The organism is Streptomyces sp. NPDC047072, from assembly GCF_040643855.1.
Classification (GTDB): domain Bacteria; phylum Actinomycetota; class Actinomycetes; order Streptomycetales; family Streptomycetaceae; genus Streptomyces.
Window position 1 is genome coordinate 42616 of sequence record NZ_JBEYVC010000005.1, and the last position, 12979, is coordinate 55594.

The following is a 12979-nucleotide window of genomic DNA, read 5'->3' on the forward strand; positions in this document are numbered from 1 at the left end:
CATGCAGTTCGGACGCACCTACGAGGAGTTCGAGGTCGGCGCGGTCTACAAGCACTGGCCCGGGAAGACGGTCACGGAGTACGACGACCACCTCTTCTGCCTCCTCACGATGAACCACCACCCGCTCCACATGGACGTCAACTACGCCGAGAAGACGACGGACTTCGGCAAGAACGTGGTGGTCGGGAACTACATCTACTCCTTGCTGCTCGGCATGTCGGTGCCGGACGTCTCCGGCAAGGCGATCGCCAACCTGGAGATCGAGTCGCTGAAGCACGTGGCGCCGACCTTCCACGGGGACACGATCTACGGCCAGACGACCGTGCTCGACAAGTGGCCCTCCAAGTCGAAGAACGACCGCGGGATCGTCTACGTCGAGACCAAGGGCTACAAGCAGGACGGCACGCTGGTCTGCGTGTTCCGCCGCAAGGTCATGGTGCCCACCGAGACCTACATCAAGGAGCGCGGCGGCGAGCAGCCCGGCCGCCCGGAACTTCAGGAGGGCTGAGCCCCATGGCACGCCTCGCCCAGACCGCCGGTCTGACCGACGTCCAGCAGGAAATCCTCTCCACCGTCCGCGACTTCGTGGACAAGGAGATCATCCCGGTCGCGACCGAGCTGGAGCACCGCGACGAGTACCCGCAGCAGATCGTCGACGGGCTCAGGGAGTTGGGCCTCTTCGGGCTCATGATCCCGGAGGAGTACGGCGGTCTGGGCGAGTCCCTCCTGACGTACGCGCTGTGCGTCGAGGAGATCGCCCGCGGGTGGATGTCGGTCTCCGGCATCATCAACACCCACTTCATCGTGGCGTACATGCTCAAGCAGCACGGCACACAGGAGCAGAAGGACCACTTCCTGCCGCGCATGGCGGCCGGCGACATCCGCGGCGCCTTCTCGATGTCGGAGCCGGCGCTGGGCTCGGACGTGTCCGCCATCACCTCCAAGGCGGTCAGGGACGGTGACGAATACGTCCTCAACGGCCAGAAGATGTGGCTGACCAACGGCGGAACGTCAAGTCTGGTCGCCGTACTCGTCCGAAGTGATGAAGGACTCACTCCCGAAGAGGCGGCCGCCAAGCCGCACAAGTCGATGACCACCTTCCTGATCGAGAAGGAGCCCGGCTTCGGAGAGGTCCGCCCCGGCCTCACCATCCCCGGGAAGATCGACAAGATGGGCTACAAGGGCGTCGACACCACCGAACTGATCATGGATGGCCTGCGACTTCCGGCTGATCGCGTGCTCGGCGGGGTCACCGGCCGAGGTTTTTACCAAATGATGGACGGCGTGGAAGTGGGCCGCGTCAATGTGGCGGCGCGTGGCTGCGGTGTCGCTCAGCGTGCCTTCGAGCTCGGCGTCTCGTACGCCCAGCAGCGGCACACGTTCGGCAAGCCGATCGCCCAGCACCAGGCGATCCAGTTCAAGCTCGCCGAGATGGCTACCAAGGTCGAGGCCGCCCATGCGATGATGGTGAACGCGGCACGCAAAAAGGACTCCGGGGAACGGAACGACCTCGAAGCAGGGATGGCGAAGTACCTCGCCTCCGAGTACTGCAAGGAGGTCGTCGAGGACGCTTTCCGGATCCACGGCGGCTACGGCTTCTCCAAGGAGTACGAGATCGAGCGCCTCTACCGCGAGGCTCCGATGCTGCTGATCGGTGAAGGTACCGCCGAGATCCAGAAAATGATCATCGGTCGCAGGCTGCTCGAAGAGTATCGTTTCCAGGGATAGATGTCGGGTTGGGGGTGTTTTCTTCGAGAAGAAGATCACACCCCGTCAATACGGTTCAGTCGCCGACTCGGCTTCCTGGCTTGCCCAGTTGTGGTCCACGACCGGTACGATCCCGGAAAGCCGCCGTCCCCCGTCTAGAGCGCGGCATCATCCGCTACGAAGGTCATCCATGCCCCACAGCCAAACCTCTGCACCTCGCGACAGCCTGGCAGGCGTACGCCTGGCGCGCGGAGCATCGCCGTGGCTTCTCCCGACCGTCGCCACCGCAGCCGTCAGTCTGCTGCGCGCACGCCGCTCCGGCGTCGCGAAGGCCGTCGCCGTGCCCACCACCGCGCTGGCGGCGGGCATGCTGTGGTTCTTCCGCGACCCCGAGCGCGAGATCGCCCAGGGCCGGGTCATCTCCCCGGCCGACGGCGTGGTGCAGAGCATCATGCCGTGGAAGGACGGTCGCACCCGCGTCGCGATCTTCATGAGCCCGCTCAACGTCCACGTCAACCGCGCGCCGCTCTCCGGCACGGTGACGTCGGTCGAGCACATCCCCGGCGGGTTCGTTCCGGCGTTCAACAAGGAGAGCGAGAACAACGAGCGTGTCGTCTGGCACTTCGACACCGAGCTCGGCGACATCGAGATGATCCAGATCGCCGGCGCGGTGGCCCGTCGCATCGTGCCCTACATCCCGTCGGGCACGAAGGTCGAGCAGGGGGACCGGATCGGTCTGATCCGCTTCGGCTCGCGCGTCGACATCTACCTGCCCGAGGGCGTGGAGGTCGCGGTCGAGGTCGGCGAGAAGACGGTGGCTGGGGTGACTCGCATTGACCGTGATTGATCCCGAGACCCAGGCGGGCTGGGTGCCCGAGGCCGACGAGGTCGACGACGAGGAGGAGATGCCTCTTTCTCTCCGCCTCTCGATAGCGGACACCCTCACCCTCGGCAACGCCACGTGCGGCTTCATGGCGGTGTACTTCACCACCACCGGCATCCTGATCCCGCACCTCACCGACAGCCAGGAGTCCGGCATGGCGCGCAACAGCGCGGCCACCGCCGTCATCCTGATGCTGTGCGCGGCGGTCTTCGACCTGTTCGACGGCCTGGTGGCGCGCAAGCTGCGCTCCTCCCCGATGGGCGCGGAGCTGGACAACCTCTCCGACCTGATCAGCTTCGGTCTCGCCCCGGCGTACTTCGTCCTCGTGTACGGCATGGTCGCGGACGACGCGTCGCAGCGAGTGGCGGCGGTGGGGGCCGTCGTGGTGCTGCTCGCGGTGGTGCTGAGGCTGGCGAGATTCTCCTGTGTGACCCCGGCGAACGGGATGTTCCAGGGCATGCCGTCCCCGTTCGGCGCGCTCACGGTCGTCGCCATCGTGCTCCTGGAGCTGCCCTTCGTGGCCACGCTCCTGGCGATCCTGGGCACCGCCTGGCTGATGGTGAGCCGGGTCGAGTACCCGAAGCCGCGGGGCCGGCTGGCCATCGCGATGCTCACCTGGATCGTCCTCGGGATGGGTCTCCTCGCGGCCTGGGCCTTCGGCGCCCCGGGCGGCCAGCTCCTCCTCCAGACGGGCTGCGCGCTCCAGCTGGTGACGGGCGCGGTGATCCCGCTCTTCGCCACGGCCCGCCGGGTGCACAACTTCCGCGACAACCGCCGAGAGGCGCGGGCGGCCCAGCTGCCGTAGCGGATGCTCTACGACGGTGAAGGGCCCCGAGCCGACAGGTTCGGGGCCCTTCGGCGTGTCAGGCGTACCAGCCCCGTCTGAGGCGCGTCAGTCCGCGTCTACGTACGCCGAGGCCGCCTCCGAGACCGTCGGCTCCCGCACGACCCGCAGGCCGCCTGTCACGCTCTTGTCCGGCCGGAGGATCACGCTCGCCCGGGCGGACGGTCCCCAGAAGTCGGTGAAGCCCTGGACGACTCCGAAGCCGAGGTCCAAGGAGTCGGTCGTCGGGAGTGCACTGAGGACGCCCTCCCGGGTGAGGTCCTTGCGCGCGCACGCCCTCTTGAGTACCTCGCCGAAGGCCGACGCGGCAATCCAGCCGGCGACGATGTCGTTGTCCAGGGCGTCCTTCGGATAGGCGGCCCGGTAGTCGGCGACCAGCTTCTTCGCCTCGGGGGTGTCCGCGCCGATCGGGAGCCAGGGCGAGGCCACCCAGTAGTTCCTCGTCAGGGCCGGACCGGCCCGGGTGGCGAGCAGTCGGGGCGCGAAGGCGGAGTGGTTGCCGATGACCGGCACGTCGAAGCCGCCGGCGGCCGCGACGCCGACCAGCGAGGCGGCCTGACGCGGGCCCGCGCTGAGGACGATCGCCTTGACGCCGGCCTTTCTGAGGGCGGCGACCTGGGCGGTCATGTCGTTGTCGGTCGGCTTGATCTTCTGCTCGACGACCGTCAGCCCATACAGCTGGGCGACGTGCTTGGAGCCCCTCAGCGCGCCCTCGCCGTAGTCGCCCTCGACGTAGACGTGCCCGATCCTGTCGCCCTTCTTGATCCCCTTCTCCTTCATCAGGAAGTCGATGGCGTTCATCGTCTCCATGTCGTACGTCGATCCGATGGTCCGGATGTAATAACCGTCGAGCGCAGCCGACCATGTCTGGGGCAACACGAGTCCCTTGTCGTGATCGTGGATGCGCTGCTGGACGGCGGCGACGAAGGGGGAGCCGATGAACTGGACGAAGCCCAGGACCTTCGGTTCGAGCTCGGCGTAGCCGGAGAGGGCCTTCTGCGGGTCGTAGCCGTGGTCGCGGATGGCGAGCTGCACCTTGTAGCCGCAGGCGCCTCCGGCCGCGTTCAGCTGCTTCACATAGAGCTGCTGGGCCTGGGTGACGCTCTTGCCGAGGGTGGCGTAGGCGCCGGTCATGTCGGTGAGGGCGCCGAGCGTGATCGTCTTGCCGGAAACGCCCACGCCGGTCTTCATCGGGCTCGCGGACGCCTTGTCGCCGTCCCCGTGGTCGGCGTTCCTGGCCTTGGAGCTGCATCCGGCCAGTACGAGCAGTGCGGCGAGGGCGCCCGCGGCGGCCCTGGCGGCGTACGTCGCGTTCATCGTTCCTCCCCGGGTTCGGTTGTGACGCGACGCCGGGCGGCCGTTCCGACCAGGCGGCCGGACAGGAACAGCACCACCAGCACGACGGCGGCGCCGTAGCGGTACCGGGACACCTCGGAGCGGGTCAGCAGCCGGGGCGGCAGGGAGACGAACACGGCTCCCGCGACCGCCCCGGAGACCGAGCCGAGCCCGCCGGTGACAATCAGGGCAAGGTACTCCAGGGAGAGCGTGATGCCGAAGTAGTCGGGCACGGTCCGCCGGAAGACGAGGGCGAGCAGGACACCCGCGAGGCCCACGTACATCGACGACAGCACGAAGACGGCGGCCCCGTCGCGGGCGACCGGCACGCCGAGCACCCCGGCGGCGATGCGCTGGTCCGCTCGCCGGCCCGCCCGCGGGACCTGATCGAGATGACGCCGGCGCTGGACGCGTACCGGCTATCGGGGGCGCGCCGTTGACTGGCGGCTGGGTGATTGGTGCGGATGTCCCGGCGACACGCCGCGGGATACCAAGGGGCCCGGGACATCCGCACCAATCCCCCCGGGCCGCCAAGGGGTCAGTGGAGGAAGTCCCGGCCGATGCGTTCTGCCACGTCCTCCAGGATCGGGCCCGCCTCCGCGATGCAGCGTTGGATGTCGGGCTCGGACTCCGTCAGGGGGTAGGCGCGGCGGATGCCGGCGCGGCCCAGGGCCTCCGGGGGGAGGGCCAGGCGGCCGCAGACCGCTACGACCTCCTTGTCGGCGGCGCGGGCGGCCGCGGCGACGCCCGCCGGGGCCTTGCCGTGCAGGGTCTGCTCGTCGAGGGAGCCCTCGCCGGTGATCACCAGGTCGGCCCGCTCCAGAGCGGGCGCGAACCCGAGGACGTCCAGCATGACCTCGATACCGGCGCGGAATCGGGCGCCGACCAGGAGCGCGCCGTAGCCGATGCCACCGGCCGCGCCGGCGCCCGGGGACGCGGCGAACTCGGCGGCCTTCGGGCCGACCGCCGCCTCCAGGACCTTGGCGAAGTGGGCGAGCGCGTCGTCCAGGATCTCCACGTCGTCCGGCGAGGCGCCCTTCTGCGGGCCGTAGACCGCGGGGGCGCCCTTCGGGCCGGTCAGCGGGTTGTCGACGTCGCTGGCGAGGACGAACTCGATCTCGGCGAGCCGCGGGTCCAGGCCCGACAGGTCGGCCGACGCGAGGTCGGCGAGACCGCCGCCGCCCGGCGCCACCGGCTCCCCGTCCGCGTCCAGGAAGCGCGCGCCGAGCGCGGAGAGCATGCCGGCGCCGCCGTCGGTCGTGGCGCTGCCGCCGACACCGAAGACGATCGTGCGGGCGCCCGCGTCGAGGGCGGCGCGCAGCAGCTCTCCGGAGCCGTACGTGGATGCCGTGAGCGGTGCGAAGACGCCCGCGGGCAGCCGCTGGAGGCCGCTCGCCTCGGCCATCTCGACCACGGCGGTGCCGTCGCGCAGCGCGAAGGCGGCGGTGACCTCCTGGCCGAGCGGCCCGGCGACCCGCACCTCGCGCCGCTCGAACCCGGCCGCGACGGCCGCCGCGACGGTGCCGTCGCCGCCGTCGGCCACCGGCAGCGACTCGACGTCCAGATCCGGCACGACCCGGCGCAGCCCCGCCGTCACCCGCTCGGCGACCTGTACGGCCGTCAGCGAGCCCTTGAACTTGTCCGCGGCGATGAGCACGCGCTGTGTCACCAGTTCTCCCCTTGCTCTCCGGGCCCGGCGTACACCGAGGCCAGTCGCGCCGCTGCGACCTTAACCGGAGGCGGCACCCGCCGTCATGCGGTGCCCGAAGCCTGAGAAGCGCCTTCGCCCCCACTGTGCGGGCTCCCGGAATCGGGTAGACCTACACGTATGACCCCTGTGGGCACCGAGCCAGAGCTCGCCGACCGCGTCCTCGGGGGCTGGCTGGGCCGGATCGCGGGCAACATGCTCGGCAAGCCGGTCGAGCAGGGCGACCTGTGGACGCGGGACCGGATCGACCGCTATCTGCGGCAGGCCGCCGCCCTGCCCCTGACCGACTACCTGCCCGAGCCCGTCGGCGAGGACGACGGCTTCGAGCTGCGGCCCGAGTGGCGGGAGTGCGTGCGCGGCCGCATCCACGGCAGCTGCCGCGACGACGACGTCGACTACGCCATCCTCGGCCTCGACCTCCTGGAGACGCACGGCTTCGCCTTCAGCACCGAGCAGGTCGGCGACCTGTGGCTGCTGCGGCTGCCGTATCTGCAGACGTTCACCGCGGAGCGGGCCGCCTACCGCAACCTCGCCAACGGACTGAAACCGCCGCTGACGGCGACGTACGACAATCCCTGCCAGGAGTGGATCGGGGCGCTGATCCGCGCCGACATCTACGGCTGGACCTGCCCCGGAGTCCCCCGCCGCGCCGCCGCGCTGGCCCGCCGGGACGCGGTCCTGTCGCACACCGGGAACGGGGTGTACGGCGCGATGTGGGCCGCTGCGCTGATCGCGGCGGCGTTCACGGCGCCGAGCGTGCGGCACGCCGTCGACCAGGCGCTGGCGGTGATCCCGGCGAGCAGCCGGCTCGCCCGGGTCGTGCGGCGGGTGGTGTCCCTCCACGACACCCGGATGACCTGGGAGGACACGCTGACGACGGTGTCCGAGGAGACCGCCGGGCTCGGCTGGATCCACACGATCCCGAACGCGGCCGTCCTGACCGCCGGGCTCCTCTACGGCGACGGCGACTTCACCCGCACCATCACGCTCACCGTCCGCGGCGGCCTGGACACCGACTCCAACGGCGCGACGGCGGGCTCGGTGGCCGGGGTGCTCACGGGCGCGAAGGCGATCCCGGGCCAGTGGACGGAGCCGCTGGAGGACCGGGTGCGCAGCGCGGTGTTCGGCTTCGACGGGGTGCGGATCAGTGAACTGGCGGAGAGGACGGTGCGGTTGGCGGAAGCGGAGGGGTGAGCGAGGGGGCAGCGGGAGGCGTGAGTGGGGGCCGCGGGCGTGGTGCGTGAGGGCGGATGTGGTGCGTGAGGGGCGCACGGGCGTGGTCGGCGTGCTGGTGTGTGTCGACCCGCGAGCCGGTCGGTGCTACCCGTACCCCCGTCCACCGATTCCGGCGCCGACCTGCGTGCGACGACCGCCGTGACCGTCGCGACCTGCTGAGGCGTGCCGGAGGGGGTACGGGGGCTGGTTACCCTTCGGGCATGACCACCATCCAGGACTTCGCCACGTACATCGCCGGTCTGCCCCGTGTCCTCGCCGGTGCCGCCGCGCTCTTCCGGGACGCGGAGGGCCGGGTACTGCTCGTCGAGCCCAACTACCGGGAGGGCTGGGCGCTTCCGGGCGGCACGATCGAGTCCGACGAGGACGAGACCCCGCGGCAGGGGGCGCGCCGGGAGACGGCCGAGGAGATCGGCCTGGACCGGGAGCCCGGTCGGCTGCTGGCGGTGGACTGGTCGGTCGGGCCGGGGCGGCCGCCGGTCGTCGCCTACCTCTACGACGGCGGGGTCCTCACCGAGGCCGAGCTCAAGGCGATCCGCCTCCAGGAGGAGGAGCTGCTGTCCTGGCGCCTGGTCCCGCGCGAGGACGTCCCGGAGTACCTTCCGGGCTCCCTCGGCCGCCGTGTCCTCGCGGGTCTGGACGCGCTGGCGGACGGGTCGGGGGCGGTGGAGCTGGAGAACGGGCACCGGGTGGGCTGACGGGGCTCGGCCTCGGCCTCGGATATCTGTTCGCCGGCACCGGATCGGCCGACCTACCCTCGGCTCCATGACCAAGCCCCTCGTCGCGATCCTCAGCGGTGCCGGTATCTCCACCGACTCCGGGATCCCCGACTACCGCGGCCCGAACGGACTGTGGCGCAAGGATCCCGAGGCCGAGAAGCTCGTGACGTACGAGTACTACATGGGTGATCCGGAGATCCGGCGGCGGTCGTGGCAGATGCGGCGGGCGAATCGCACCCTGAAGGCCGAGCCGAACGCCGCGCACGTGGCGGTGGCCGAGCTGGAGCGGTCCGGGGTGCCGGTGCGGGTGATCACGCAGAACGTGGACGGGCTGCACCAACTGGCCGGGCTGCCCGCCCGCAAGGTGCTCGAACTGCACGGCACCGCAAGGAGTTTCGTGTGCACCGGGTGCCATGCGCGCGGGCCGATGGAGGACGCGCTCGCCCGTGTCGAGGCCGGTGAGGACGACCCGCCGTGCCTGCGGTGCGGTGGTGTCCTCAAGTCGGCGACCGTGATGTTCGGCGAGCGGCTCGACCCGGTCGTCCTCGGCGAGGCGGTCGCCGTCACCAAGGCCTGCCAGGTCTTCATCGCGGTCGGCACCAGCCTGCAGGTACAGCCCGCCGCCGGGCTCGCGGGCGTCGCCGCCGACCACGGCGCCCGGCTCGTCATCGTCAACGCCGAGCCGACACCGTACGACGAGATCGCCGACGAGGTGATCCGCGAGCCGATCGGCACGGCGCTGCCGACGCTGTTGCGGGGGCTGGGTACGGGTGCCGGTCACTCGTCCTGACGGGTGTCGGGCCCGGTGACGAGCCCGAGATCGCGGGCCACGAGCACCGTGGTGAGGCGGTTGGTGGTGCCCAGTTTCCGGTAGACGCGCTCCACATGGCTGTTCACGGTGTGCGGCGAGATCGACAGGCGCCGGGCGACGGCGTCGGCGGTGAGGCCCTCCGCCAGCAGGGACAGGACGGTCAACTCCCTTGGGGTGAGGCCGTGTTCGGCGGCGCGTCGCTGTGGCCGCGGTCGGTCCGGTGCCGCCGTGCGCAGGCGCTCGAGTTCCCTGAGATGGCTGTCGACGCGGACGAGCAGCGGTTGGATCCGGCGCGCGTAGAGGAGGTCGCGCTCGGTGACGCGCTCCCCGGGAGGGCGGCACAGGAGGAAGGAGCGGATGGCACCGGCGGGTGCGCGCAGCGGCAGGGCGATCTGGTCGTCGACGTCGAACAGGGTGTGCATGGTGCGGTAGGTGGGGGTGCGGTGCCAGTGGCCCGGACCCGCCACGTCGTCGATGGCGACCACCTTCCGGTCACCGCCCCCGGCGTAGTACCCGGCGATCGGGTGCGCGCCCATGTTGGCGTGCAGGAGCATGTCCCAGGAGAGGCGGCCGAGCCGCGGAGTGGCGGGGGCCCACGCCCGCACCCGGCCGGACCGTTCGGCGAAACGGACGTCGTCGAGGAACAGGCAGAGCCCTCCGTGGAGCGCGTCGTTGAGTTCCGCCGTGGCGAGCGACCAGTCGGGGTCGAAGCTGTCCAGGAGGGCGACCGCCAGGTCGAGCATGCGTCGGTAGTCACGGGCTTCCAGGTCCGTCATGCCCGTCAGGATCGCGGCTGCCGGACGGTACGGCACGTGCCGCTCGCGCGGAGATTCGGCCCGTATCCCGGGTGTGTCACAGGCGATCGATCCGGTACGCGCGTCGAGTCGACCGTGCGTCCGCGTCACGTCCGTGGACCGTGTGGGTGGCCGCCACTCCTGGTACGGGCGGTGCCGCTCTGCCGCCGGGCCTGCTCGTCCCGACGAAGGGCGGGGCGGGGGACGCGGGAGGCCGCGTCGGCTACCGCTCGGCCGAAGCGGAACGTCAACACCCCATGGGTCTTTGGGGGTTCGGTTGCGGCAGACCGGCGCCCCGCGCGTGGCGGGCGTGAACCCCGCCCGGCGCGCGGTGCGGTTCCGGCACCCCGCGGATGCCGGAACCGCACCGGGGACTCAGTCCTCCGGCGCGACGACGAACGGCAGGCTGCGCGCCACGGAGAAGACCGTGTTGATGCCGGCGCGTACGCGATAGGAGGCCACCACTTCCAGGACGTCGCCGTCGGCCGCGGTCCAGGGGGCGTCCAGGTCCACCCGGATCTCCAGCCTGCGCCGGGTGTCCTTCTGCGGGACCAGCACCTCGTTGAGCTTCCGGGCGGCGACGATCGTCGAGGTGCTGAGGTTGCGCACCGAGACCCACACGTCGTGCTCGTCGACGTTCTGGTTGATCTCCTCGCCGATCTCCACGTTGGCGATGACGTCGAAGGGCGTCCCGCTCGGGATGCGGTCGACGGTGAAGAACGTCCCGTCGTCGACGGGGTAGACCATCTTGATCTCGGCGTCCCATGATCCGGCCATGGTGACCTCCAGGCGTTCGGTTGGTGACGGTGCTTCGGTCACTCGGAACCTAGGGACACCCGACCGGTCGAGGGATCGGTAGAACTCCCCATTGACGTGGGTGAGTTGCCTAGAACAGCGCGGCCCCCCGCTCGAAGTCCAGCAGCCGCTGCTTGCGTTCCAGGCCGCCGCCGTAGCCCGTGAGGCCACCGTCGGCGCCGACCACCCGGTGGCACGGGACGATGATGCCGACGGGGTTCTTGCCGTTGGCCAGGCCGACCGCGCGGGAGGCTTGGGGGTTGCCGAGGGCGTCGGCGAGCTGGCCGTAGGAGCGGGTCTCGCCGTAGGGGATCCGGGCGAGCTGGTCCCAGACCCTGCGCTGGAACGGGGTGCCCTGGAGCCGGAGTTCGAGGGTGAACTCCTTCAAGTCGCCCTGGAAGTACGCCCCGAGCTGCTCCGCGGCCTCCGCGAAGGGGGCGTCGTCCGGTTCGCCGAAGGATTCCTCGGGTGGGCGGTGACGTTGCTCGGTCATGTAGAGGCCGCACAGAACGCCGTCGTCGGCGACGAGGGTCAGGAGGCCGTAGGGACTGTCGATCACGGTGTGCTGCTTCATGAACGTCCTCACACGGGAAGGAAGTTGATCGGGTGGCTGTCGGTCGCCCACAGGTACTGGACCGCGTACGCCCGCCAGGGCCGCCAGGCCGCCGCGCGGGCGGTGAGCGCGGCCGGGGTCGCGGGCAGGCCCAACTCCTGGGCGGCGCGCCGGATTCCGAGGTCGGTCGGGAGGAAGGCGTCCGGGTCACCGAGGGCCCGCATGGCGATGACGTCGACCGTCCAGGGGCCGAATCCGGGGAGTGCGAGGAGCCGGGCACGGGTCTCCGTCCAGTCCGCCTCCACGCCCAACTGGAGTGTTCCGTCGGCCAGTTGGTCCACCAGCGTGGTGAAGGTGGTGCGGCGGGTGCGGGGCATCGCGAGCCTCGACGGGTCGGCCTCGGCCAACGCCTCGGGGGTCGGGAAGAGGTGGGTGAGGCCGCCCTCGGGGTCGTCCACGGGGTCGCCGTACGCCGTGACCAGACGGCCGGCGTGGGTGCGGGCGGCGGCCGTGGAGACCTGCTGGCCGAGGACGGCCCGTACGGCGAACTCCGCCTCGTCCACGGTGCGTGGGACGCGGCGGCCCGGTGCCTTGTCGACCAGGGGTGCCAGCACCGGGTCGGTGCGCAGCTGGTCGTCGACGGCGACCGGGTCGGCGTCCAGGTCGAGCATCCGGCGGCAGCGGCTGATGGCGACGGTCAGGTCGCGCAGGTCGCTGAGCATCAACCGGCAGGCGATGTGGTCGGGTTGGGGCGTGAGCGCCACGACACCGTGCCCGTAGGGCAGTCGGAGCGTGCGCCGGTACGCGCCGTCCCGCCACTCCTCCACACCGGGGACGGCGGTGGCGGCGAGGTGGCCGAAGAGGTTGTCGGGGTTGAGCGGGGCCCGGAAGGGCAGGCGCAGGGCGAGCACACCCGGGGCGCTTCCCGTCACACCGGGGGCGCCCCCCGCCACCGCCGGAGCGCCTGCCGCCACCCCCGGCGCACCTCCCACGGCCCCGCGCGGCACTCGCGCGCGCAGCTCGCTCGGGGAGAGGGCGAAGACCTCGCGCACGGTGTCGTTGAAGGTGCGGATCGCGGAGAAACCGGCCGCGAAGGCGATGTCCGCCATCGGGAGCGGGGTCGTCTCGATCAGGATCCGCGCGGTCTGGGCGCGCTGGGCGCGGGCGAGGGCGAGCGGGCCCGCGCCGAGTTCGGTGAGGAGCTGGCGTTCGATCTGCCGGGTGCTGTAGCCGAGGCGGGTCGCGAGACCTGGGACGCCCTCGCGGTCGACCACGCCGTCGGCGATCAGGCGCATCGCGCGGGCGACGAGGTCGGCGCGCTGGTTCCACTCCGGGGAGCCGGGGCTGGTGTCGGGACGGCAGCGCTTGCAGGCCCGGAAGCCCGCCTGCTGGCAGGCCGCCGCGCTCGGGTAGAAGGTCATGTTCCGCGGCTTGGGCGGGACGGCCGGGCAGCTCGGCCGGCAGTAGATCCGGGTGGTCAGGACGGCCGTGAAGAACCAGCCGTCGAACCGCGCGTCCTTCGACTGCACGGCCCGCACACAGCGCTCGGTCTCGGTGTACATCCCCGTCTGCATGGGTCCAGCATCGGTCACCGGAC

The 12979-nt window shown here is 71.1% G+C and carries 13 protein-coding genes and 1 pseudogene; 7 read left to right on the plus strand and 7 right to left on the minus strand.

Annotated features, from left to right (window positions below; translation table 11 throughout):
• Position 1 precedes the first annotated feature (1 nt).
• The 4 genes from ABZ896_RS03515 (at position 2) to pssA (ending at position 3395) form a co-directional block, all read left to right on the plus strand.
• Entirely contained in the window at positions 2-508 is a 507-nt protein-coding gene (locus ABZ896_RS03515; protein WP_007385824.1) for a MaoC family dehydratase, read from the plus strand.
• Positions 509-513: 5 nt separating this feature from the next.
• Complete coding sequence (locus ABZ896_RS03520; RefSeq protein ID WP_360921208.1) at positions 514-1728, plus strand: acyl-CoA dehydrogenase family protein; 1215 nt, start codon at positions 514-516, stop codon at positions 1726-1728.
• Between the two features lie 169 nt (positions 1729-1897).
• Positions 1898-2554 (plus strand): phosphatidylserine decarboxylase, encoded by a 657-nt coding sequence (locus tag ABZ896_RS03525; RefSeq protein WP_360921211.1) that lies wholly within the window; start codon positions 1898-1900, stop codon positions 2552-2554.
• On the plus strand, positions 2541-3395 hold the full coding sequence (pssA, locus tag ABZ896_RS03530; RefSeq protein ID WP_360921214.1) for a CDP-diacylglycerol--serine O-phosphatidyltransferase: 855 nt from the start codon (positions 2541-2543) through the stop codon (positions 3393-3395). Before ABZ896_RS03525 ends, pssA begins: the two co-directional genes overlap by 14 nt.
• 87 nt (positions 3396-3482) lie before the next feature.
• Here the strand turns inward: pssA and ABZ896_RS03535 are convergent, their stop codons facing one another.
• From ABZ896_RS03535 to ABZ896_RS03545, 3 genes and pseudogenes are all read right to left on the minus strand, one after another.
• Positions 3483-4751 (minus strand): ABC transporter substrate-binding protein, encoded by a 1269-nt coding sequence (locus tag ABZ896_RS03535; protein WP_360921217.1) that lies wholly within the window; start codon positions 4749-4751, stop codon positions 3483-3485.
• A pseudogene (locus ABZ896_RS03540) lies at positions 4748-5122 on the minus strand (branched-chain amino acid ABC transporter permease); the annotation flags it as partial. The gene ABZ896_RS03535 and the pseudogene ABZ896_RS03540, both read right to left, overlap by 4 nt.
• Before the next feature lie 185 nt (positions 5123-5307).
• Positions 5308-6426, minus strand: a complete 1119-nt coding sequence (locus tag ABZ896_RS03545) for a glycerate kinase (RefSeq protein ID WP_360921444.1) — start codon at positions 6424-6426, stop codon at positions 5308-5310.
• 171 nt (positions 6427-6597) lie between these two features.
• Between ABZ896_RS03545 and ABZ896_RS03550 the strand changes: the two genes are divergently transcribed.
• The 3 genes from ABZ896_RS03550 (at position 6598) to ABZ896_RS03560 (ending at position 9219) form a co-directional block, all read left to right on the plus strand.
• Complete coding sequence (locus ABZ896_RS03550) at positions 6598-7671, plus strand: ADP-ribosylglycohydrolase family protein (protein ID WP_360921220.1); 1074 nt, start codon at positions 6598-6600, stop codon at positions 7669-7671.
• Positions 7672-7913: 242 nt separating this feature from the next.
• On the plus strand, positions 7914-8408 hold the full coding sequence (locus ABZ896_RS03555; protein WP_360921223.1) for an NUDIX hydrolase: 495 nt from the start codon (positions 7914-7916) through the stop codon (positions 8406-8408).
• A gap of 67 nt (positions 8409-8475) precedes the next feature.
• A complete protein-coding gene (locus ABZ896_RS03560) occupies positions 8476-9219 on the plus strand; it encodes a Sir2 family NAD-dependent protein deacetylase (protein WP_360921226.1) in 744 nt (247 codons plus the stop codon).
• Here ABZ896_RS03560 and ABZ896_RS03565 read toward each other — a convergent pair.
• The 4 genes from ABZ896_RS03565 to ABZ896_RS03580 form a co-directional block, all read right to left on the minus strand.
• Positions 9207-10016 carry a LuxR C-terminal-related transcriptional regulator gene (locus tag ABZ896_RS03565; RefSeq protein ID WP_360921229.1) on the minus strand — a complete coding sequence of 270 codons (810 nt, stop codon included), beginning with the start codon at positions 10014-10016 and terminating at the stop codon, positions 9207-9209. The genes ABZ896_RS03560 and ABZ896_RS03565 overlap by 13 nt on opposite strands.
• Positions 10017-10409: 393 nt before the next feature.
• The gene (locus ABZ896_RS03570; protein WP_360921232.1) at positions 10410-10811 is read right to left on the minus strand and encodes a hypothetical protein; all 402 of its coding nucleotides are present in this window, start codon (positions 10809-10811) and stop codon (positions 10410-10412) included.
• A 109-nt stretch (positions 10812-10920) separates the two neighbouring features.
• The gene (locus tag ABZ896_RS03575; protein ID WP_360921235.1) at positions 10921-11403 is read right to left on the minus strand and encodes a methylated-DNA--[protein]-cysteine S-methyltransferase; all 483 of its coding nucleotides are present in this window, start codon (positions 11401-11403) and stop codon (positions 10921-10923) included.
• Between the two features lie 8 nt (positions 11404-11411).
• Entirely contained in the window at positions 11412-12956 is a 1545-nt protein-coding gene (locus ABZ896_RS03580; protein ID WP_360921238.1) for an AlkA N-terminal domain-containing protein, read from the minus strand.
• Positions 12957-12979 lie beyond the last annotated feature (23 nt).